Origin of the sequence: Acidisoma cellulosilyticum, from assembly GCF_020621385.1 — a bacterium.
Lineage (GTDB): Bacteria > Pseudomonadota > Alphaproteobacteria > Acetobacterales > Acetobacteraceae > Acidisoma > Acidisoma cellulosilyticum.
In genome coordinates this window covers 74,440-95,182 of sequence record NZ_JAESVA010000004.1, presented here as the reverse complement: position 1 = coordinate 95,182, position 20,743 = coordinate 74,440, and the positions used below count along the sequence as shown (strand labels likewise).

Below are 20,743 nucleotides of genomic sequence, written 5' to 3'. Positions count from 1 at the left end.
GGCTTGGCATAGTCTGCCCAGACCCTCCGGTCCTGTTTCCCCGCGCGAACGCAATGGTGAAGGGGGAAGCGGTGGCGGGACAGGACCAGGCTATTCGAGATGTGCAGGCGGCGCGACCTGGCACCGATCCCATCTATGCGGAGCTTTGGGGTGACGTCGTCGATCTGCGGCATCTGGCTGGGGCCATGGTCATCGGCGCTGTCATCAGCCTTGCCATCTACATCCTCGCGGGCTTCGTCTTTGCGAGTTTCGTCGCAAAGCCCTCCGTCGCGCATGCCTACGCCATGCTGGCCGGGCTGGTCGGTTGCGTTGTCGGTGGCACCGTCTGCGCCTGGCGCTTCAAGCCCAAGCGGCAAATGGTGGAGGAAGACGACATCGCCTGGCGCCAGGAAGCCATCGCGTTGCTTGAGGCCGAAAGCGGTCCGCTTGGCCTCTCGGCCCACCTCACCCCCGCCGTCGAGCGCGAAATGCGGGCCCTCGGACTGCTTGACGTCGCAAACCGGGCCGCGCGTGGGGAGGTTGTCTGATGCACAGCTTCCTGCCCGATCTGTTCTGGGGTCTTGGCATGGGCCTCGTCGGCTCGGTGCTGTTCTCGGCCATCGGCCTCGTCTCCGGCACGGATGAGACGACGACCATCGCGCCCCTCACCCTGCTCGTCGTCCTGCTGGGCGTGCCGCCCACCGGCATTTTCACCTTCTGGCTGGCCGCCGCGGTCTCCAAACACATCACGCATGCCGTGCCGACCGCGCTCCTGGGCATTCCGGGCGACACCATGGCCGTGCCGCTGATGCCGCAGGCGACGGCCCTCAAGCGCCTCGGGATTCCGCATATCGCATTGCGCAAGATGATCTCCAGCGCCGTCATCGCGGCCGTGGTTGCCGTGCCGCTGTCGATCGGCTTCGCGCTGCTGCTGGCACCCTTCGGCCAGATGATCATGAAGGGCGCGCCTTGGATCTTTCTCGCGGCTGCCCTCCTCATCGCCTATTTCTCGGCCGGGCGTTGGGCTTCGGTTCTGGCGCTCATCCCCTTCGTGCTCGTCATCAGCGCGCTGCAGAGCTTCACGGCGAAATTCGGCGTCAAGCTCGGGGTCAGCTACTTCCTCGGCATCGCGGTCAGCCCGCTGATCGCGGACCTTATCGCGGTCCTCTCCCCCGTCGAGCGCCGCCATATGCTGCGCGACGCACCGCGCCGCTTCTCGCTTGCACCGGATGTGAAGAGTTGGTCGGGGTATTTTCCGAACCCGTTCCGCGTGCTCGACGGCGTTCAGATCCGCTGGACCATCGCGGCAGCCGCCATCTCCAGCGCCACCTTCGTCTTCAGCCCGGTCGCGATGACGGTCATTCTGGGTGAAGTCGTCGCCTCCCGCATCAAACATGCCTATCATCGGCTGACCACCGTCATCAGCGTGCGCAACGGCGTGACGGAAGCGACCTATATCGCCGAAGCCCTGATCCCGCTCGTCGCCTTCGGCTTGCCGCTCAGCCCAGTGGCCGCAGGGCCGGCGGCCCCCCTGTTCAACGCGCCGCCGCGCTTTTCGGTGGATTCGGCAACCGGCCATGTCGTCAACCTGCATACGATGATGACGCCGATGCAGTTTCTGCTGTACGGCCTTCTCGCCGTCATCCTCGGTGCGGTCGTCGCCTATCCCTTCGCCATGAACTATGCCCATGCCGCCGCCTCTTTCGTGTCCCGCAGGGTCAGCCACGAAGCCATCATCGGCACCTTCTTCGGCCTCGTCCTCGTCATCGGATTGTGGGAAGGCGGCGCGCTCGGCCTGCTGGTGATCCTCACCGTCGGGCTCTTCGGTGGTCTGCTCTATCGCGTGATCGGTTTCAATACCGGGGTCCAGTTCATGGGCTATTACGCGGCCGCTCTCGGCATGCCCGCACTCATCAAGCTTTTCGTTGGTTGACCTGTCCCGGATCAAGACGGGGACAGCTCAACCTTCCGCATACATCATGGAGATGATTTGATGTCCAATACCGTTAATTCGCGCATCAGCGGTTTTCATAAAATGACGCCGGCCGAGAGGCTCGCGACCGTGCAGCGCGCGGTGGGGCTTGATGGCGCCAGTGTCGAACAGCTTGGCAAGCCCGGCAGCCTTGACCTTCATACCGCCGACCACATGATCGAGAATGTCATCTCCTCCATCAGCATTCCGATCGGCATCGCGACCAATGTGAAGGTCGACGGACGGGACGTATTGGTGCCGATGGCGACCGAGGAATCCTCCGTCGTCGCCGCCGTCTGCAATTCCGCGCGCCAGTGCTACGATTCCGGCGGCTTCATCACGTCGATGTCCGGCACGCTGATGATCGCGCAGATCCAGCTTGTCGGCGTCAGTGACCCGAAGGCCGCCCGCATCCGCATTCTGGAACAGCGCGACAAAATCGAGGAGGTCTGCAACGGCTGCGACCCGATGCTGGTACGCCTTGGCGGCGGCTTCCGGGATCTTGAGGTTCGCGTCATCGAAGCCGAAGGCGGCCCCATGGTGATCACGCATATCATCGTCGATACGCGCGATGCCATGGGCGCGAATACGGTCAATACCATGGCGGAGCGGCTTGCCCCGTCCATCGCGGAATGGACCGGCGGCAAGGTTTATCTGCGCATTTTGTCCAATCTCGCGGATCGTCGCCTGGCGCGCGCGCGGGCCACTTGGACGCTGGATGCGATCGGCGGCGAAGCGGTGCGGGACGGTATGATCTCTGCCTATCGCTTCGCGGCGGCGGACCCCTACCGCGCGGCGACGCATAACAAGGGCATCATGAACGGCGTCAGCGCCATTGTTCTGGCAACCGGCAACGACACCCGCGCGGTCGAGGCCGGCGCCCATTCCTTCGCGGCGCGTTCCGGCCGCTATACCAGCCTCAGCACCTATGAAGTGGACGCCGATGGATCGCTGGTCGGCACCTTGGAAATGCCGATGCCGGTGGGTCTGGTGGGCGGCGCCACCAAAGTGCATCCCTCCGCCCAGGCCGCGCTGAAGATCATGGGCGTCGCCACGGCCTCGGAACTGGCGCGCATCATCGCGGCGGTCGGCCTCGCCCAGAATTTCGGCGCCCTGAAGGCGCTGGCGACCGTCGGCATCCAGCAGGGCCATATGGCCTTGCATGCGCATAACGTGGCGATGGTTGTAGGCGCCGTGGGGGATGAGGTGCAGCGCCTCGCCAAAATCCTCGTGGAGAAGCGCCAGGTCCGACAGGATGTCGCAGCCGAAGAGCTTGCGCGCCTGCGCGGCGAGGGCTGAGCCATGTCCTTCCCCCGGCGGGTGCGCATCGTCGAGGTCGGCCCGCGTGACGGGCTGCAGAACGAAGCGCGCATCCTGCCGACCGAGAGGCGAATCGCCCTCATTCAGGGCCTCGTGCAAGCCGGCCTCACCATTATCGAGGCCGGCAGCTTCGTCTCCCCCAAATGGGTGCCGCAGATGGCGGATACCGCTTCGGTCCTGGCCGGGCTCGATCTTGATGCCGGCATCGCCTATCCGGTGCTGGCACCCAATATGAAAGGCTATAGCGAGGCCCGTGCTGCCGGCGCGCGGGAGGTTGCCATCTTCGCGGCCGCATCCGAAAGCTTCAGCCAACGCAACATCAATTGCTCGATCGCCGAGAGCCTGGACCGGTTTCGTCCGGTCGCGGAAGCGGCAGCACAGGACGGCGTTCGGCTGCGCGGCTATGTCTCCTGCGTGCTCGGCTGCCCCTATGAGGGCGATGTACCGGTCAGCCGCGTCCGGGATGTCTCGCAGGCCTTGATGCAGCTTGGCTGCTACGAAGTCTCCCTGGGTGACACGATCGGCGTCGGCACGCCGCTGAAGGCGCGGGCGATGCTGCAAACCGTGGCTGAGGCCATCCCGATGGCCGCACTCGCTCTGCATTTCCACGACACCTACGGCATGGCCTTGGCCAATATCTTTGCCTGTCTGGAACTCGGCGTTTCCGTGATCGATGCCGCTGTCGGCGGTCTCGGCGGCTGTCCCTATGCCGCCGGCGCCAGCGGCAATGTCTCCACGGAAGACCTCGTCACCATGCTGGACGGCATGGGGATCGAGACCGGGATCGACCGGGAGGCATTGATCGCGGCCGGACAAATCGCGGTCGCTGGTCTGGGCCACCCGGCGCGTTCGAAACTGGCGGCAGCACGGGCGCAGGCGCCGTGACGGCCAAAGCGATGATAGCGCAATCCTGACCAACCGCGCCCTTTCCAAAAACAACAACAACGGAGGAAACTTTCATGGACCCAAGTCAAATCGTCAAAGCGCGGGAGCAGTTCGAGCCCAGCGGCGCGATGGAAGCCCGCCTCACCACCGTGCGCCAAACGGGCTTCCTCGGCGTCTTCGGCCTCGCCGGCGTGCCGCGCCGCGCCTGGCTCGTCACGATCCTGTCTTTGGGTGGCTGGCTGCTGGTCAACGCAGACGGCAGCTTGTTCAATTTCACCTATCCGCTGATCCAGAAGGATCTCGGCCTTTCCGACAATGACATCGCGCTGATCTACACGCTGCTTTACGCGGTCGGCGCCATCTCGACCTTTTTCTCCGGCCCGATGATGGACCGCATCGGCCGCAAGCCCATCTACCAGGCCTGTCTTTTCGCCGCCGCCCTCGGCAGCGTCGTCACGGCGGCAGCCCCGGGCTTCGCCGTATTGCTGCTGGGCCGCGCGATCACGCAGGTGGGCGCTGCCACGGAATGGATGTCCGGTCAGGTGATGGTGGCCGAGGAAGCACCGGCGCCTGTCAGGGGTCGGCTCATCGGCATCGCGCAGATCGGCTATCCGCTCGGCTTCTTCCTGGGCGCGCTGATGTCCCTTGCCATCGTCGATCGCTGGGGCTGGCGTGTGCTGTTCGTCTGCGGCCTGATCCCCGTCCTGATGATGATCTGGGCGCGGCGCAATGTGGAGGACACAAAGCGCTTTCAGGAGGAAGTCGCGATCGAGCGGCAGCATACGGAACTGCGCGGCAGCCGCATCAGCCAGCTTTTCGAACCGGATCTGCGCCGCTCCTCGATTTTCATCTCCATCTGGCATTTCGTCTATGCTTTCGGCGCGGCGGGCATCATCAGCTATCTCCCGACCGTCTATAAGCATTTCGGCATTTCCCTGACCGGCACTTTCACCTCCTCCGCCATCGCCACGGCGATCGCCGCCATCGGCTATGTTCTGGCAGCCTTCCTCGGCGAGCGGTTCGGCCGGCGCGAGATCTGCGCGCTGTTTCTGGTTCTCGGTGCCGGCGCCGGCGCCCTGCTTGCCTTCGCCGCGACAAGCTGGATCTTGCTGACGATCTTCTATGCTGGCTTCTACTTCTTCACGCTCGGCCATGTCACCTCGGCCGCTGGTTTCGCGACGGAGGTCTTCCCGACCCGCGTGCGCGGCACCGGCTGCAACCTGGTCGGCGCCTCGGAATGGTTCGGCTTCATGGTCGCGGCCATCACTGGCCCCTGGCTACTCTCCCATGCCGGCTATTCGGCGACTTTGGTGATGTGGTGCGTGGCCGCTCCCCTCATCGCCGCCGTCTGCGCGCTTTGCATGAAGCATGTGCCGCCGCGGACGATCTTGGAGCATGTGCACCGCTGACAAAAAAAGGGCGGTCGCTGCCTGGCGACCGCCCTTCCCTTTCGCCTGTCCTGCGCCAGATCAGCCGCGCTTCGCCAGACTCTCACGGACGTTGTATTTTTCCACATTCTCGTAGAAGCGCTCATAAGGCATGATCTTGTTGAGCGCGCCTTCGTCGAAGCAATATTCCTGAAGCTTGGTCGCGTCCCGGTCCCGCCAGAAGCTTTCGCAAACCTGCTTCACGGCCTTGAAGGCCGCGAAAATCGTCAAAGGCCAATAGACCGACATATTGGCGCCAGCCTTGGTTTCGTCGGCCATCGAATCCTGGAAATCCACGCTGGTAATGGCCAGCGGTCCCTTGATACGATGCCTGAATTCGGCCAGCGACCGCACGGAGCCCTTGAAGACCATGAAGGCGGCGTCAGCGCCGGCGGCCAGATAGGTATTGGCGCGGGCGATGGCGTCCTCCACATCGTCGCGCAGATACAAGGCATCGGTTCGCGCGATGATCATCATATTGGGGTCGCGCCGCGCGTCGCAGCAGGCGCGGATGCGCTCGGCCATCTCTGCCGGATCGGTCAGGATCGCCTCATGCGTCGTATGCTTGCCGAAAATCTGGTCTTCGATATGAATGGCCGAGACGCCGGCCGATTCGAATTCATGCACCGTCCGCCAGATATTGCCGGCATGGAACCAGCCGCTATCCGCGTCGCAGACGATCGGAATATTGGTTTCCTTGGCAATTTCCCGCGCCAGGCCGAGCAGGTCATGAAGCTGGACAAGCCCGACATCGGGCAGGCCGAAAGCGCTCGCCCCCGTGACCAGGCTGCCGGTATAAAGCACCGGAAATCCCGTGCTTTCGATGATCTTGGCGCTGAGCACATCATAGGCGCCCATCAAAGGCGTGCAGTCGGGTTCCGCGACAAGCTGGCGCAGACGCACGCGCTTTTCGTACATATCCATAAGCGTCACTCCATTCATCTGGCAAAAATCGGGCGCCGAAATCAGCGCATGAACAGGCCGCCGTTCACGTCCAGCGTCGCGCCCGTCACGTATTTGGCATCGGCGGAAGCAAGATAGGCGGCGGCACTCGCGATATCCTCGACATCGCCGTAGGTGCCGAGCGGAATCGATTTCTGGACCGAGGCATCATATTGCAGCACATCCGTCATCGCTGTCCGCACCGCGCCGGGCGCGATGGCATTGACCGTGATGCCATGCGGCGCAAGCTGTTTGGCGACCGCCTTGGTCAGGCAAAGCACGCCGGCCTTGGTCACGGAATAGGTGATTTCCGCGCTGACGCCACCGACCTCGCCCGCGACCGAGGCCATATAGATGATCCTGCCGGTGCCACGGGCTTTGGCGATCGGCGCGAAAATCTGGGTGGGATAGATGCATCCCATCAGGTTCACGCCAATCACCTTGTCCCATGTCTCCGGCGCGATATCTTCGATCGGCGCGGCCCGCCGCACGATGCCCGCATTGCAGACCAGAATATCGACAGCGCCGAACCGCTCCGCGGCGCTTGCCATCATCCGCATGCAATCGGGCTTGGATGACACGTCGACGGCGACCGCCGCACTGCGGCCGGGCGCTTCCTCGTCAAGCCGCGCCACGGCCTCTGCCGCCGCCGCTCCGTCAAGATCCGCAATCATCACCTGCGCGCCCTCGCGCAGGAAACGCTGCGCTATCGCAAACCCGATGCCCCGCGCGGCACCCGTCACAACGGCAGTCTGGTTTTGCAATCGCATGGCGATACTCTCGATCAGCTGAACTGGAAGCTTTGATGGGCTTGGGCGAAACCCTTGCTGCGGAACAGCCATGACCCCTGGTCGCCGGCGCCGTCATTGGTGCAGATGATCAGATCATCGCTGCCGGGGATAAGCATCGGATGCGTTGTCCGCAGATGCTGCCCCTTTTCCCGTCCGGGGATCAGAACCTGCCCGATCGGATAGCCACCCGGATTGAAGATCATCACCCGCCCTTGCGAATACATCGCGACATAAAGGTTGTCCTCGTCGTCGATGCTGCAGGAATCCGGCCCATGAAAGCCGGTGAAATGATAAGGCACGCAGGTGCCGTAATGCGCGATCGAGGTTCCGCCGTCATTCAATTCGATCAGATGCAGGCGGTTGGCATTCGTCTCCGTCACCCACAGGACGCGATTATTCTTGGAAAGTGCCACGCCGTTAGGGCCGGCCATCCTCTCCAGGATCGGCGTCACCTGCTTGCCGTCCGCTGAGACGTGATAGACGCCCCCGGTCGGTTCGGTCGATTTTCCAACGAAATGCGTGAAATAGAAGCTCCCGTCCGGCGCAAAGACCATGTCATCGGCGACATAGCCTTCCAAGATCGTCTCCCGTCCGCTGCCGTCCGGATTGATCGCGAAAATATGGCCGGTCTCGAAATCACCCAGACAGCAGACGAAAAGCCGTCCGTCCTGATGTACTTTGACCGATGCCGGCATCTCGCGGGGCGCCTTGTAGACCTCGCTCAAGGCCATCGATGCCAGGTCGAGCCGAAAGATCGTGCCGCCGAAGACATCGCAGAAAACGAGGTTGCCGTCGCGGTCGAAACAAAGCCCCTCAAGCTGCAACGTCTTGTCGGATACCTTGAACCAAGGTTCGGCGGTCAGGGTTTGCAGCCCCTGCTCCGAAGGCGGTATCGGCACAAAGCGAAGGTCCGGTGTCTTGTCGAATCCCTTGGTCATTCTTGGCGTTTCCCTGTTTTATTGGTTTTTAGCGCAAGCCTTGGGGGCCTGCTTATCGGCTCAATCGGCGCGCTGGCTCTGCCTTTCGGCAAGAATGGCCTTTGCCGTCTCCACATTGATGCTACGACGCGCGATCATTTCCTGTGCGACCTGCGCCACATCCTCCCCGACCGCGCCGGCATCGATCGCGACGTTTGAGGCATGGCGGGCCATATGCCCTTTCTGAATGCCGTCCGTCGTCAGCGCATGCAGGGCACCGAAATTCTGCACCAGCCCGACCGCCGCGATGATACGCGCCAGTCCCTCGGCCGTCTTGGCGCCGGTAATGGCCAGCAACACCCGCGCCGTCGGATGCGTGCGCGTCGCCCCGCCGACCAGGCCCACGGCCATCGGCAATTCGATCGAGCCGCACAGATTGCCCTCGGCGTCGACCTCCCATTGCGACAGGCTGCGGTAACGGCCGCTCCTGGCGGCATAGGCATGGGCGCCGGCTTCCACCGCGCGGGTATCGTTTCCGGTCGCGAGCACAACGGCCGATATGCCGTTCATGATGCCCTTATTGTTGGTCGTCGCGCGGTAAGGGTCCGCATCGGCGAAGCGGTAAGCCAAAACGATCGCGTCGCGCACAGCCTCCCCGCCGATATCCGCGGGGCGCCAGGTCGCGTGCGCGCGCGCCAAGCGCCGGTCAGCGAGATTGGACAAGATACGCAGCAGCGGCTGCGCCCCGGTCCATTCCTTCAGCCGGGGCGCCACCGCCTCCGCCATGGTATTGACCGTATTCGCGCCCATGGCGTCGCGGGTATCGATCAGAAGATGCAGCACGACCATGGGCCCGGCCGCAGTATCGATGATGCGAACCTCGATATCCCGAAAGCCGCCACCCATTCGCAAAAGGGTCGGGTCGCAGGCATCGCATAGCGCGCCGATCTCATCCCGACGTTCCAGGATCAGGGTCCTGGTGCGGTAAGGATCGGGCACATGGACCAGTTGGATCTGGGCGATCATCACCGTGCCGGACATCGAGGTTGTGATCCCGCCGGCCGGACGGCACTTCCGCGCCGAGTCCGTCACGAAACTGACGATCGAGGTCTCCTCGATCGCGAGCGGCACCATCACTTCCTGACCGTCGACCAGCAAGCCAGTCGCGACGCCCACCGGAATCGCAAGGGTCGTGACCATATTCTCGATCATATGGTCCGCGATCGAGCGCTCGATATTGGAGGGCTGCGCCAGATGGGCGGTCTGATCGGCCGACAGGCCCGCAAAGGCCGCCACTTGATGAAGCCGCGCGGCAGGCGCGGCACCCGTCAGATCCGGTTGCTGGGTCTTGATAGTCTCTGGCTGCATAGCGGCGCTCCCTTGGATTTTGGGACAGCCTTCCCGGCCAATTTCTCCCACTGACCGCGAACCGGCCTTTCCTCCTATGTAGGAGAGCGCCTAAGAGTGTGACAGAGACAGATTTGCAGAAACTGGTGGCCTCCGTACCAGACAAAAAAGGGGTACAATATGGACAGCGGTCTGCCCGGCTCGAAGATCGATCTCGTCGCTCAGGGCATCCTGCAACAGATCGCGACCGGTGTGCTGAGACCGGGTGACCGCGTGCGTTCCATCCGTGACGAGGCACAACTCCTCGGCGTCGCAAAGAATACCGTGGTGGACGCCTATATCCGCCTCGTGGCGCAAGGCGTTCTGCAATCCCGGCCGGGATCGGGCTATTACGTCAGCCGCGGTGCGGCAGCACCCGTCCGCAGCAAGATCTCGCCCTTCGCCGGCATCCCGAACGGTGCGGCCCTCCTGACGGAGCAGTTGGAGCGGCGCCTGCTCATCCGCCCCGGTGACGGACGCCTGCCTGCCGATTGGCTGGGGGACGCGCAATTGCGACGCGCCCTCTCCGCCATCAAGCTGACCTCACCGGAAGCCTATAACTACAATACGGCACGCGGCTTTCCACTGCTGCGCGAGCGTCTGTGCGGCACCTTGGGTGAGCGCGGCATTGACTGCACGCCCGACCAGATTTTGATGACCCATGGTGCCAATCACGCCATGGATCTCATCATTCGCAGCTATGTGCGTCCGGGTGACGCGGTGCTCGTCGATGAGCCCGGCTATTACCCGCTCTTTTCCAAGCTCCACATAGCCGGTGCCCGCATCATCGGCGTCCGGCGGCAGCATGACGGGCCGGATGTGGATGATTTCGTCGCCAAGGCCCGCAGCAGCGGCGCCCTGCTTTTTTTCACCCAGTCGCTCGCGCATAATCCCACGGGTGGGTCCATCACCTTGGCCCGCGCCTTCGCCTTGCTGAAGGCGGCGGCGTCCGAGGATATGCTCATCATCGAAGACGATCCTTTCGCCGATATCCTGCCCTATGCGACACCAAGGCTGGCCTCGCTCGATCAACTCGAACGGGTGATCTATATCGGATCGTTTTCGAAGACGCTCGCGGGCAGCTTCCGCTCCGGCTATATCGCGGCCAGCCGCAGCCGTACGGACGAACTCACTGAACTTGCGGTCGTCACCATGGTCTCGACCTCAGCCCATAATGAGCGGCTCATCCATGCGCTGATGGAACAAGGGCATTATCTGCGGCACCTGCGCCGGCTGACGCTTCGCCTCGCCGAGGCCGTCGCGAAAACGATCGAGGGTTTGGAAGGGCTAGGCTTCCAGATTGCACGGCCGGCGAATACCGGATTCTATCTCTGGCTCCATGCCAGGGATCGCGCGGCGGAGGTCGACCTTGTCGCCGATGCGGCAAAAAACGGGATCTTCATCGCGCCCGCCCGCGCCTTTTCCGTCTCGGGCGAGGATGCGACGACGATGCGCATCAACGTCGCCTATGGCAGCGACCCCACGTTTCTGCGCTGGCTCGGCGACCGGCTGACGGCCTGAAGTTTGACCCGACGTGCGGCCGCATTTGTTATGTCACCCGATTTGCCGGCCCGTCTCGAAAAAGACGCGGCTGAAGCTCAACGCCGCACCGGTGAAAGCGGCCAAGGCGGCAAGCGCCAGGCAGGTCTTGTTCGGTGACGAATGGACCAGGCCCAAGGTCAGCGCCACCAGCATGCCGCCGAATGTCTGGCCGGACAATCGGGAGACGGAGATCATGCCGCTGGCGCCGGAAATCCGGTGCTTCGGCGCGGCCGTCAGCATCGCCCGGTTATTCGGCGGCTGCACCAGGGAAAATCCGCAGCCGGCGAGCGCGATCCGCCAGACAATGTCGATATCGCTCGGATGGGCCGGCAGAAAACACAGCAGAAGAAAGCCCAGGCTGACGATCACCATGCCCAATGACGTCAAGGTGGCGGCGGGATAGCGATCCGCCAGCCGGCCGACCAAAGGCGCGGTCAGCACGATCGCGACCGGCCAGGCCGTGATGATAAGGCCGGTCTCCACCGGGTTTCGATGCAGCACATTGGCAAGATTGAAGGGCATCGAGATGATGAAGAAATTGGACGCGATGAAGGCCAGAACGCTGGTCGTGAAGGCAATGGCGAAGTCCGGCCGCGCCAAAAGATCCACCGGCAGCAGGGGGTGCGAACGGGCGAGTTGCATTCTCACCATAAGGCCTAGGCTGACAAAGCTGAGTGCCAGCAACAGAAACCCGAAGACGCCGCCCTTGCCTTGCGCAAAATTATCGCCCCCGGCGACGAGTGCCACCAGGCCGATCGCCAGCAGAACGGCACTCTGCCAATCGAATGTGACGCGCGCCCTGGGCGTCGCCGGCAAAGCGGTCGCCGCAAAATACATGGCCAGGCCGCCCAAGGGCAGATTGATCAGAAACAGCCATTTCCAACTGGCGAAGGACAGGACGGCGGCGGCAACGGATGGTCCCAAGGCAGTGCCGAGCGCGATGACCAGGGCGTTCAAGGCGATGCCCCGACCCAGGATCCGCGCCGGGTAGATAAACCGGATCAGCGCCGCATTCACACCCAATATGCAGGCGCTGCCCAATCCTTGCAGCGCTCTGGCCAAGGCAAGTTCCGGCAGGGACTGAGAGGCAGCGCATAGCAGCGAGGCCAGGACGAACAGAACCAGGCCGATGCGGCACATCCGCGCATGGCCGAATTTCTCGCCCAGCGACGCCACCGGCAGCAAAGCGACAAGGCTGGTGACCTGATAGGCGTTGATGATCCATATCGCGGCGGAATCGCTCGCATGGACGTCATGCCCGATACTGGGCATGGCGACATTGACCACGGTGTAGTCCAGCGCCGACAGCAAGACCGCCGTCGCCACCGCCGTCATGGCCCGAAGGCGCGCGGATTTCGCCAGCCCGTCGGCCGCGGAAGATTGGCTATCTGGCGGCATCGCTGACATCGGGCTTCGCTTCACAGGGATCGCGTGACGCGGCTCAATCCCAATCGGGCGCAAACGTCGTCACCAGCGCCTGGATCTGCGCCTCGGTCAGCATGCGGGGTGACAGGCCGCGCGTCAAAATCGCGAGCCGGGCGGTATCCTCCAGCTCCTCGATCGCATTGCACGCTGCCTCGACATCCTTACCCGCGACCACGGGACCGTGATTGGCCAGCATGACGGCGGAGCGCCGTCCCGCCAGACCACGCACGGCCTCCCCCATCGCCGCATCGCCCGGCATGAAATAGGGCAGCAGAACCACCTTGCCGAGCCGCATGATGCCATAGGGCGTCAGCGGCGGCAGAAAATTGTCGGGGTCCGTCTCCGGCAGCATGGACAAGGCAACCGAATGGCAGGAATGCAGATGCACCACCGCGCCCGTCGCCGCGCGCGTTTCATAGAAGGCCGCATGAAGCGGCATCTCCTTCGTGGGCTTGTCACCCGCGATCAGCCGGCCCGATACGTCGAACCGGCTGAGCCGGGCGGGGTCCAGCCTGCCAAAGCTCGATCCCGTCGGGCTCACCAGCAGCCCGCCGTCCGGCGTCCGGGCCGAGATATTGCCGGTCGATCCGCCGGTCAGCCCCCGATCGAAGATCGACTTCGCCAGCAGGCACATCTGCTCGCGCAGCTTCGCCTCCGCGCTCATGCGACCTCCAGCAGGCCGAGGGCATCGGCAAAGAAACTGACCTTGCCGAAATTCCCTGACTTGAGGGTGAGCGCGATCTGATAGCCGCCAGAACGGCAGAAGCACCAGGGCACGCCGGGCGCGATTTCGGGACCGATATCCATCTGCGTGACGCCAAGCGCCTTCGTGACCGCGCCCGAGGTCTCGCCCCCGGCCACGACGATGCGCGACGCGCCCAGATCCCGCGCCCGCACGGCCAGGGCCGCCAGCGCTGCCTCGACGATCGCACCGGCTTTCTCGACGCCCAGCGTCTCCTGCACGGCGCGCACCCGGTCGGGCTTGGCAGTCGCATAGATCAGCGGGGCGCGCGCCAGATCCTGCGCGGCCAACCAGTCGAGCCCAGCGCCATGGCCGTTCTCGGCCAGGTCCAGCGGATCGAGCTGCAAAGCGGGACCGCCGCGACCCAGATAATCGGCCACCTGCGCATTGGTCATCGCGGACGCACTGCCTGACAGCACCACCGCACCACGACCGAGCACAGGTTTCGCCGCCTTTTCCGCATCCGCAGACAGTGTGCCGTCCGCGAGATAGAGGCTCGGCAAGGGCATCGCCAAAGCCGAGCCGCCGGTCATCAGCACCATATCGCGGCAGGCCTCGGCGACCACGCGCAGATCGCCGTTATCGACCGCATCGACCACGACATGCGCGCGGCCTTCCCCCATCAGCGCGTCGATCCGGGCACGCAGCGCCGCAGCACCCAGGGCGACTTGGGTGCGGTCCGCCAGATGCACGGGCGCCGTCACCTGCGGTTCCAGCAGCCGCATCAGGTTGCTGTCGCGCATCGGCGTCAAGGGATGGTCCTTCATCGGGCTTTCGGCCAAAGGCTGTTGCTGCACGAACAGATTGCCCATGAAGACCCGCCGGCCGTTTTCGGGAAAGGCCGGGCAATAGATCGTGCCGCCGATGCCAAGATCGGCCATCAACGCCTCCGCCACAGGGCCGATATTGCCCTTGGCCGTCGAATCGAAGGTCGAGCAATATTTCCAGAAGAAGCGCGTCGCCCCGGCCCGCTTCAGCCAATCGAGCGCCGCTCGTGCCTCGGCCACCGCCACCTCAACCGGCGCCGTGCGGATCTTCAGCGCGATCACCTCGAAAGCGGCAGTGTCTGCCCCCGGCGCTGCCTCGGGCAGGCCCGTATGCAGCCTGACCCTGACCCCAGACCGTGCGAGCAGCCCCGCAAGATCGGTCGCACCCGTAAAATCATCGGCAATACAACCAAGAACCGTCATCGTGTGACTGGGCCTTTCTCTGCGTCATAGTCGGCGAAGGCTGCCTCCACCGCCGCTCTCATCGCCGCGACCGCCGCTTCGGGCGCGGCGAAAACCGGAATATCGGTCGCGGCACGCACCGCTTCCAGCGCCCGCGAGGTTGAGAAATGGGCGAGCATGATGGCGTCGAAATCGTCCAGCCCGGCGGCGGCCGCGGCAACCAGGCGGTTATGGGTCTCGGCGTCGCCCGCGCGCAAAGCCGCGATCGCCCCCGGCACGACGATGCTGGTCAGCGAAGCACCGGGGCGCAGGTCCGCGGCCAGACCGCGAAACTCCTCCTCCATACTCGCGACCGCCGGGGCGAAGGTTGCGAGCATCGCAATCCGCCGGCCGGACGCGAGCGCGGCCCGGAACATCGGTTCGTTCGGCTTGACCACCGGCACCGGCAATTTGGCCTTCAGCTGGTCGAGCGCGGGACCGAAGGCCGAGCAGGTGGCCAGAATTCCGGCCGCATGCATCGGCCCGACGGCATAATCGCCGAGCGTCAGAAAGCGCCCGGTCAGCGCGGCCGACAGCGTTTCACCCTCCTCGGCGCGGTCGATGCTCAACCCGTCATCGAGCAGGTTCACCGCCTCCGCCTCGGGCCAAAGGGCGGCCATCGCCCGGCCGATGGGGTCCATGGCGACCGGGGTCGCGTGCAGCAATACGATTCTCGGTTTCGCCATGACTAAGCTCCCTGCAACTGCCGGTCAGGCCGCATCCAGATGGTCAGCACTGCACCCAGCAGCAGAAGCGCGATCGAGGCGACGAAAGGCGTCGACAGATTGCCGGTCGCGTCGGCAATGAAGCCGAAGGCCAGCGGCGCGATGATCGCGGAAACCGCCGAGCCGGTATTCAGGATGCCGCCGGCCGACCCCGCCCAGCCCGGCGCGATATCGGTGCAGACGGCCCAGAGCGGAGAGACCGAGGCGCGGGTAAAGAAGAAGCCCGCCGCCAAGGCCATCGCGGCATGGTTCACGTCTTTCAGAACAAGCACCGGGGCGACCGAGATAGCGGCCAGCGTCATGGTGCAGGCCACGAACCCGCTGCGCGCCAGGCGGATATTGCCCGTCTTGCGGAAGATCGCGTCACTGGTCCAGCCGCCGAAAATATCGCCGAAAACACCCGCGAACAGCACGCTGAGCGTGAAGATGGCGGAGCTTTTCAGATTGAGATGATAGGTCTCGAAGAAATAGGAGGGCAGCCAGGTCCAGAAGGTCCAGAATGACGCGCTGACGCAAAGATAGATGAAGGTCGCGGCCAGCATCGCCTTGGTCAGCGGCCCCCAGGGCGCCTTGGCCTTGGCACTGCGCGGCCTGGACAATTGCGCCAGTTCGGCGGCGGTCACGCCCTTCGCATCGCGCGGGTCGTCGCGATAAACCACATACCACCAGACCACCCAGACCAGCGTCACGGCGGCGAGCACCAGAAAAGCACCGCGCCAGGCCAAATAGCCCATCAGAAAGGCCATCAGCGGCGGGGCTGCCGTATTGCCCAGGGAAATGAAACTATGGGTCAGTCCGATCACGAAACCGCGCCGGGTCGGTGGCGTCCAATCGGCGATCACACGGGTGATGGCGGGGGAGGTTGCGGCCTCACCCAGACCCAGCAGCGCGCGGCCCAGGATCAGCACGCCCAGGCTGGGCGCCAGACCGCAGATCAGGATGGCGACCATCCAGATGAGGCCGAAGAGGGTCAGACCGACGCGCGGGCCGAAGCGGTCGCAGACCCAGCCGGCCGGGGTCTGCAGCAGGTAGGCAACGCCAAAGATCGAGAAGGCCAGGCCCATCTCGGTTTTCGACAGGCCAAATTCCGCGCTGATCGCAGGGGCCGCGATCGACACGACATTGCGGTCGATCATGTTCAGCAGATAGCAGAGCGACACCAGCAGCACCACACGACCGCCGGTCGTGGTGAACATCAGTTTCGCCTCATATGCGAAGCCACGGCTCGGCGCCGCGACCTGTCCTCCGGTATCCGCTTGGGCCACGGGTTTCCTGTCCTCCAGCTAAGTCTTTTTTGGTCCGTTGTCCCGGACGTCGGTTGCCGTTAAATGACGCGCCTTTTTGGTTTCGGCCGCGTCATCCCCGTCAGGCGGCCAGTCTGACGCCGTTGCGCAGGAAACTGTCCTGTGCCTCGGCGCCTTGCAGGAAAGCGATGAAGGCTTCCGCCGCTTCCTTGTTCGCGGACTGGGTGAAAATGCCGATCCGGAACGGCGTCCAGGTCTGCAGCTCCTCGGGAAAGGGGCCGACGATGTCGACACCCTTCACGACCATCAACTCGCTGACCTGCTGTATGGCCAGGTCGGCATCGCCCTTGACGATCTGTTCGGCGGTGAAGCCTTCGGGGATCGTCGAGGCGCGCGCCTTGACCTCATCCAGCAGCCCCTGCCCGGCCAGCAGCGTCTCAAGATAGATCCCGCTCTGCCCACCGAGCGACCAGGCAACGGAACGCGCGTTCTTCAGCGCCGAGAAGAATTCGACCGTGGAGCCGATCCGGGGCTTCGGCGCGCCCTGGGCGACGGCGACGCCCAGACAGGCGTCGACGAGCGGCTGGCAGCTATCGCCGTCAACCACACCCTTATCGACCAGCTTCTGGATGGACCCGGTCGTCGCGATGATCAGATCGGCAGTCTCGCCACGGGCGATCTTCGCCTCGATAACGGTGGTCGGATTCCAGGCCACATCGACCGCAATGCCGGAGCGTTCGAAGGCGTCCAGCAGCCCATCGTCGAAAGCCGCGCGCACGGCCAGGCCGCTGAAGATTCTCAGTGTCGTCTGCGCGTCGCTCATGCATCCCCCGGATCTTTGTTTTTGTGCCGATGGCGACGGATCGGTGGACCGACCCTGCCGTCACTTGGCCAGGGTGTTGTCTCCCACGGAAGACAAACCCAAGGGAATATGCGTATTATCGCTTTCGAAATTCAGATTTCCTTAAAGTTCAAACCGCTTTAGGCTCAGGCGAATGCACCGGCAGGATCGCCAGTCGGGATAGGGTCGAAAAACCATGGAAACCCGCTTCCTGCAGACCCTGATCACCGTCATTGAAACCGGGTCGATCTCCGAGACGGCGCGGCGGATGAACATCACGCCCTCGGCCGTCGTTCAGCGTATCAAGGCGCTGGAGGACGAAATCGGCCAGCCGCTGATCCTGCGTGCGGGGCATGCCATGCGCCCGAGCCCCGCCGCCACGGCCGCGCTGACCGACATCCACCGACTGCTCGCGGCCGAACGCGATCTGAAATCCGCCGCCGCCAGCGATCTCGATAGCGGCCTCCTGCGGATCGGCGTCGTGCAAAGCGTATTGCTCGGCATCCTGCCCGGCACGCTGCACGCGATGCACCGGAATTTCCCCCGGATCGAGATCCGCATCCTGACCGATGTTTCCGGCCAGCTCTATCAGGCGGTCCGCGACCGCGAGATCGATCTGGCGATCATCACGCGACCGCAATTCTATCTGCCCAAGGATACGGACTGGCACGTCCTGCGGCGCGAGAAGATGGTGCTGCTGGCGCCCGAGGACAGCACGGGCGAGGATCCCATGCAGCTGCTCCGGCAATATCCCTTCATCCGCTATGACCGTAACTATTGGGGCGGGCGGCTGGTCGATGGTTGGCTTCGCAAGCACAAGCTTTGGCTGGCCGAGCTTTATGAGCTGAACTCTCTGGAAGCGATCGCCCGCCTGGTCAGCCTCGGCGTCGGTGTCGCCGTCGTGCCCGATTGGATGTCGCCCTGGCCCGAAGGCATTCGCCTGCGCAAGCTTGTTCTGCCTGACGCCCCGGAGCGTGAGATCGGCATCGCCTGGTCGCGCGCCAGCAATGCCCTGCCGCTGATCCGGCGCTTCGTCGGTGAGGCGGAAAAGATTGTGCTGGCCGAGGTCCCTGCGTGAGGCGCGCACAGACTGCCGGTCCCGCGCCAGCGGCCAAGGGCTTCAGGTCTCGGCTTTAAGCCCGATCCCCCGCGCGCGCAGACTGCGTCGGCTGCCTTGAAGGCTGGCAATGAGCCGATCTCGCGTATCGATTATATGGGCCTCGATCAATTTTATTGCGAGATCAATTTCTTTGTCGCGTATGGCATTCAGCACCGCGCGATGCTCGTCCCAACCACGGTGCTTCGGATTGCTTTCAAGCCAACGCACGCGTGACAGGCGTGTCATGGCATCCGAGACAGCGCGGGTGATGAAGTCGTTGCCGGAAAGGCGCGCGATCCTGACATGAAAGTCCTGGCCCGCCCGGTGCGCCAGATCGGGAGAGGCGTCGGCATCGACCGAATCCAGCACGGCTTCTATGTCGTTTAGATCGCTCGCATGCGCCTTGGCGCCACCGAGCCTGATCGCCGCGGTCTCAAGCACCGCGCGATAGGTAAAAAGCTGGTCGATCTCTTCCAGGTCGATGGGCGGCACGATCCAGCCACGCCCGTCCCGGCTGACAAGCCCTTCCGCTTCCAACCGAAACAAGGCGGTCCGTACCGACGTCCGGGAAGCGCCCAATTGCCCTTCGACCCAGCGCTCGGTCAACCGCTCGCCGGGACCGATCTCCATGTCGAGAATCATCCGGCGCAGCTTGTCCTCCATCTCCTGCATCTGCGTCACGATTTCAGCCCAATCCCCCTCAATTGACAGAAAGCCGATCCCTATCTTATGTCGACCATCTTGGTATACCAAAATGGGACGCCAGACAATGTGCGACACAAGACCGAAGAAGTCCTGATGCAAACGGATCACAACGTCTACTGGCGACGCAATCTCGCCGTCTGCGTTTTCGGCTCCTTCGCAACCGTGTTTGCGATGACCCTCCTTCTGCCCTTCCTGCCGATCTACGTCGCCCAGCTCGGCGTGCGGGGCCATGCCGCAATCGTGCAATTTTCTGGCCTGGCCTATAGCGCGACCTTCATCACGGCGGGGCTGACGGCCCCGCTTTGGGGCCATCTCGGCGACCGCTTCGGCCGCAAGCTCATGCTGGTCCGCGCCAGTCTCGGCATGGCGGTGACCATGTCGCTGATCGGCCTGTCGACGAATATCTGGCAACTCGTGGGATTGCGGCTCCTTGCCGGCATCGCCGGCGGCTATGCCTCGGGCTCGACCATCCTGGTCGCGGTGCAGACGCCGAAAGCCCGCTCCGCCTGGGCGCTCGGCATGCTCTCCTCCGGCGTCATGGCCGGCAATCTGCTCGGCCCTCTGGTCGGCGGCGCATTGCCGCCGGTGATCGGCATCCGCGCGACCTTCTGGGGGGCGGGCGCCCTCATCTTCCTGGCCTTCCTGGCGACGCTGTTTTTGATCCGAGAGCCACCGTCCGCTCCCGGTGTTTCCAAAACCCGACCCAAGGGCGGATGGTCGCAGATCCCGCATAAAAAGGTCGTCGCCATCATGCTCGGCACGGGCATGCTGTTGATGTTCGCCAATATGTCCATAGAGCCGATCATCACCGTCTATGTCGGCAGCCTGATCGATGATCCCAGACGCGTCACGGTTGTCGCCGGCTTCGTCATGTCGGCCGCCGCCCTGGGCAGTATTCTGTCAGCGTCGCAGCTCGGCAAACTCGCGGACAGGATCGGCCATCCGATCGTGATCGTCCTGGCGCTGACCTTGGCAGGCCTCTTGCTCATTCCCCAGGCCTTTGTCACCGCGGGCTGGCAACTCATCCTTCTGCGCTTCTGCATGGGTCTGGCCTTGGGTGGTCTGCTGCCCTGCATCGCCGCCGTCATCCGCCACAATGTCCCCGATCGCAGCGTCGGGGCCATCATGGGCTATTCGCTTTCTGCGCAATTCGCGGGACAGGTGGCCGGCCCCCTGGTCGGAGGATTGATCGGCGGCCATATCGGCATGCGGGCCGTATTCCTTGGCACCTGCCTGCTGCTCCTGTTCGGCGCCGCCTATAATTGGCAGGTTATCGGCTTGTTGAAAAAGCGATAGACGTCCCCCGTCCCGTCGATAGACCGCTGCCGCCCAGGCAAACGGATGACCCGGCACGGCCTGAAAACGGCCCAACTTGTGCGGTTTCTGAAGCTGGGCTAAAGCTCCGCCCGAAGAGCCTGCGATCGCGCGGCGAAGCTTCGGTGCGCAAGTGACTGTCCTGCCGCGCTGTTGCCGCCGTCCTTCAAGGCCGCTGCCAGACAGATTTGCCTTCACGCACCGCCCACGCCCGTAACGCCGGACGGCTCGCTGGCCGCTCGCTTGCTGCCGTGAGACGGTCCGCACGACAGAATGAGG

Annotated in this window: 19 protein-coding genes; 8 read left to right on the top strand and 11 right to left on the bottom strand. The window is 63.9% G+C overall.

Features of this window, described 5'->3' with window-relative positions:
* Nucleotides 1-71: 71 nt before the first annotated feature.
* The 5 genes from ACELLULO517_RS12765 (at nucleotide 72) to ACELLULO517_RS12745 (ending at nucleotide 5,565) form a co-directional block, all read left to right on the top strand.
* The gene (locus ACELLULO517_RS12765; protein ID WP_227307780.1) at nucleotides 72-527 is read left to right on the top strand and encodes a hypothetical protein; all 456 of its coding nucleotides are present in this window, start codon (nucleotides 72-74) and stop codon (nucleotides 525-527) included.
* The gene (locus tag ACELLULO517_RS12760) at nucleotides 527-1,912 is read left to right on the top strand and encodes a tripartite tricarboxylate transporter permease (protein WP_227307779.1); all 1,386 of its coding nucleotides are present in this window, start codon (nucleotides 527-529) and stop codon (nucleotides 1,910-1,912) included. Before ACELLULO517_RS12765 ends, ACELLULO517_RS12760 begins: the two co-directional genes overlap by 1 nt.
* 39 nt (nucleotides 1,913-1,951) lie before the next feature.
* Nucleotides 1,952-3,250 carry a hydroxymethylglutaryl-CoA reductase, degradative gene (locus ACELLULO517_RS12755; RefSeq protein ID WP_227308198.1) on the top strand — a complete coding sequence of 433 codons (1,299 nt, stop codon included), beginning with the start codon at nucleotides 1,952-1,954 and terminating at the stop codon, nucleotides 3,248-3,250.
* Between the two features lie 3 nt (nucleotides 3,251-3,253).
* Entirely contained in the window at nucleotides 3,254-4,156 is a 903-nt protein-coding gene (locus ACELLULO517_RS12750; protein ID WP_227307778.1) for a hydroxymethylglutaryl-CoA lyase, read from the top strand.
* Nucleotides 4,157-4,230: 74 nt separating this feature from the next.
* Nucleotides 4,231-5,565, top strand: a complete 1,335-nt coding sequence (locus ACELLULO517_RS12745) for an MFS transporter (protein ID WP_227307777.1) — start codon at nucleotides 4,231-4,233, stop codon at nucleotides 5,563-5,565.
* A 60-nt stretch (nucleotides 5,566-5,625) separates the two neighbouring features.
* Here the strand turns inward: ACELLULO517_RS12745 and ACELLULO517_RS12740 are convergent, their stop codons facing one another.
* From ACELLULO517_RS12740 to ACELLULO517_RS12725, 4 genes are read right to left on the bottom strand one after another with little or no spacing between them, the layout of a single operon-like run.
* Nucleotides 5,626-6,507, bottom strand: a complete 882-nt coding sequence (locus ACELLULO517_RS12740; RefSeq protein WP_227307776.1) for an isocitrate lyase/PEP mutase family protein — start codon at nucleotides 6,505-6,507, stop codon at nucleotides 5,626-5,628.
* A gap of 41 nt (nucleotides 6,508-6,548) precedes the next feature.
* Entirely contained in the window at nucleotides 6,549-7,295 is a 747-nt protein-coding gene (locus ACELLULO517_RS12735) for an SDR family NAD(P)-dependent oxidoreductase (protein ID WP_227307775.1), read from the bottom strand.
* A gap of 14 nt (nucleotides 7,296-7,309) precedes the next feature.
* Nucleotides 7,310-8,254, bottom strand: coding sequence for an SMP-30/gluconolactonase/LRE family protein (locus ACELLULO517_RS12730; protein ID WP_227307774.1), 945 nt, complete (start codon nucleotides 8,252-8,254; stop codon nucleotides 7,310-7,312).
* A gap of 60 nt (nucleotides 8,255-8,314) precedes the next feature.
* Nucleotides 8,315-9,601 (bottom strand): hydroxymethylglutaryl-CoA reductase, degradative, encoded by a 1,287-nt coding sequence (locus ACELLULO517_RS12725; protein WP_227307773.1) that lies wholly within the window; start codon nucleotides 9,599-9,601, stop codon nucleotides 8,315-8,317.
* Between the two features lie 159 nt (nucleotides 9,602-9,760).
* Between ACELLULO517_RS12725 and ACELLULO517_RS12720 the strand changes: the two genes are divergently transcribed.
* The gene (locus ACELLULO517_RS12720) at nucleotides 9,761-11,140 is read left to right on the top strand and encodes an aminotransferase-like domain-containing protein (RefSeq protein ID WP_227307772.1); all 1,380 of its coding nucleotides are present in this window, start codon (nucleotides 9,761-9,763) and stop codon (nucleotides 11,138-11,140) included.
* A gap of 33 nt (nucleotides 11,141-11,173) precedes the next feature.
* Here the strand turns inward: ACELLULO517_RS12720 and ACELLULO517_RS12715 are convergent, their stop codons facing one another.
* The 6 genes from ACELLULO517_RS12715 to ACELLULO517_RS12690 form a co-directional block, all read right to left on the bottom strand.
* Nucleotides 11,174-12,568, bottom strand: coding sequence for an MFS transporter (locus ACELLULO517_RS12715; protein WP_227307771.1), 1,395 nt, complete (start codon nucleotides 12,566-12,568; stop codon nucleotides 11,174-11,176).
* 34 nt (nucleotides 12,569-12,602) lie between these two features.
* Nucleotides 12,603-13,250: a 3-oxo-tetronate 4-phosphate decarboxylase gene (gene otnC / locus ACELLULO517_RS12710; RefSeq protein ID WP_227307770.1), complete on the bottom strand. Its 648-nt coding sequence runs from the start codon at nucleotides 13,248-13,250 to the stop codon at nucleotides 12,603-12,605.
* Nucleotides 13,247-14,518 carry a 3-oxo-tetronate kinase gene (otnK, locus tag ACELLULO517_RS12705; protein ID WP_227307769.1) on the bottom strand — a complete coding sequence of 424 codons (1,272 nt, stop codon included), beginning with the start codon at nucleotides 14,516-14,518 and terminating at the stop codon, nucleotides 13,247-13,249. The genes otnC and otnK overlap by 4 nt, the downstream gene beginning before the upstream one ends.
* The gene (locus ACELLULO517_RS12700; protein WP_227307768.1) at nucleotides 14,515-15,222 is read right to left on the bottom strand and encodes an aspartate/glutamate racemase family protein; all 708 of its coding nucleotides are present in this window, start codon (nucleotides 15,220-15,222) and stop codon (nucleotides 14,515-14,517) included. Before ACELLULO517_RS12700 ends, otnK begins: the two co-directional genes overlap by 4 nt.
* 2 nt (nucleotides 15,223-15,224) lie before the next feature.
* Complete coding sequence (locus ACELLULO517_RS12695) at nucleotides 15,225-16,526, bottom strand: MFS transporter (protein ID WP_227307767.1); 1,302 nt, start codon at nucleotides 16,524-16,526, stop codon at nucleotides 15,225-15,227.
* Between the two features lie 100 nt (nucleotides 16,527-16,626).
* A complete protein-coding gene (locus ACELLULO517_RS12690) occupies nucleotides 16,627-17,328 on the bottom strand; it encodes a molybdate ABC transporter substrate-binding protein (protein WP_227307766.1) in 702 nt (233 codons plus the stop codon).
* 214 nt (nucleotides 17,329-17,542) lie between these two features.
* Between ACELLULO517_RS12690 and ACELLULO517_RS12685 the strand changes: the two genes are divergently transcribed.
* Nucleotides 17,543-18,424 (top strand): LysR family transcriptional regulator, encoded by an 882-nt coding sequence (locus tag ACELLULO517_RS12685; RefSeq protein WP_227307765.1) that lies wholly within the window; start codon nucleotides 17,543-17,545, stop codon nucleotides 18,422-18,424.
* A gap of 42 nt (nucleotides 18,425-18,466) precedes the next feature.
* Here ACELLULO517_RS12685 and ACELLULO517_RS12680 read toward each other — a convergent pair whose 3' ends face one another.
* Nucleotides 18,467-19,381: a GntR family transcriptional regulator gene (locus ACELLULO517_RS12680; protein WP_227307764.1), complete on the bottom strand. Its 915-nt coding sequence runs from the start codon at nucleotides 19,379-19,381 to the stop codon at nucleotides 18,467-18,469.
* On the opposite strand from ACELLULO517_RS12680, the gene ACELLULO517_RS12675 reads away from it, so the two are divergent.
* The gene (locus ACELLULO517_RS12675; RefSeq protein ID WP_264481487.1) at nucleotides 19,322-20,446 is read left to right on the top strand and encodes an MFS transporter; all 1,125 of its coding nucleotides are present in this window, start codon (nucleotides 19,322-19,324) and stop codon (nucleotides 20,444-20,446) included. The two genes, ACELLULO517_RS12680 and ACELLULO517_RS12675, sit on opposite strands and share 60 nt — an antisense overlap.
* The last annotated feature ends 297 nt before the right edge of the window (nucleotides 20,447-20,743 follow it).

Bases quoted from the DNA above. Each gene is read 5' to 3' on its own strand.
- ACELLULO517_RS12760 (WP_227307779.1), top strand. From the start codon at position 527: ATGCACAGCTTCCTGCCCGATCTGTTCTGGGGTCTTGGCATGGGCCTC.
- ACELLULO517_RS12750 (WP_227307778.1), top strand. From the start codon at position 3,254: ATGTCCTTCCCCCGGCGGGTGCGCATCGTCGAGGTCGGCCCGCGTGAC.
- ACELLULO517_RS12745 (WP_227307777.1), top strand. From the start codon at position 4,231: ATGGACCCAAGTCAAATCGTCAAAGCGCGGGAGCAGTTCGAGCCCAGC.
- ACELLULO517_RS12740 (WP_227307776.1), bottom strand. From the start codon at position 6,507: ATGGATATGTACGAAAAGCGCGTGCGTCTGCGCCAGCTTGTCGCGGAA.
- ACELLULO517_RS12735 (WP_227307775.1), bottom strand. From the start codon at position 7,295: ATGCGATTGCAAAACCAGACTGCCGTTGTGACGGGTGCCGCGCGGGGC.
- ACELLULO517_RS12730 (WP_227307774.1), bottom strand. From the start codon at position 8,254: ATGACCAAGGGATTCGACAAGACACCGGACCTTCGCTTTGTGCCGATA.
- ACELLULO517_RS12725 (WP_227307773.1), bottom strand. From the start codon at position 9,601: ATGCAGCCAGAGACTATCAAGACCCAGCAACCGGATCTGACGGGTGCC.
- ACELLULO517_RS12720 (WP_227307772.1), top strand. From the start codon at position 9,761: ATGGACAGCGGTCTGCCCGGCTCGAAGATCGATCTCGTCGCTCAGGGC.
- ACELLULO517_RS12715 (WP_227307771.1), bottom strand. From the start codon at position 12,568: ATGTCAGCGATGCCGCCAGATAGCCAATCTTCCGCGGCCGACGGGCTG.
- otnC (WP_227307770.1), bottom strand. From the start codon at position 13,250: ATGAGCGCGGAGGCGAAGCTGCGCGAGCAGATGTGCCTGCTGGCGAAG.
- otnK (WP_227307769.1), bottom strand. From the start codon at position 14,518: ATGACGGTTCTTGGTTGTATTGCCGATGATTTTACGGGTGCGACCGAT.
- ACELLULO517_RS12700 (WP_227307768.1), bottom strand. From the start codon at position 15,222: ATGGCGAAACCGAGAATCGTATTGCTGCACGCGACCCCGGTCGCCATG.
- ACELLULO517_RS12690 (WP_227307766.1), bottom strand. From the start codon at position 17,328: ATGAGCGACGCGCAGACGACACTGAGAATCTTCAGCGGCCTGGCCGTG.
- ACELLULO517_RS12685 (WP_227307765.1), top strand. From the start codon at position 17,543: ATGGAAACCCGCTTCCTGCAGACCCTGATCACCGTCATTGAAACCGGG.
- ACELLULO517_RS12675 (WP_264481487.1), top strand. From the start codon at position 19,322: ATGACCCTCCTTCTGCCCTTCCTGCCGATCTACGTCGCCCAGCTCGGC.
- ACELLULO517_RS12680 (WP_227307764.1), bottom strand. From the start codon at position 19,381: ATGGCCCCGCACGCCGAGCTGGGCGACGTAGATCGGCAGGAAGGGCAG.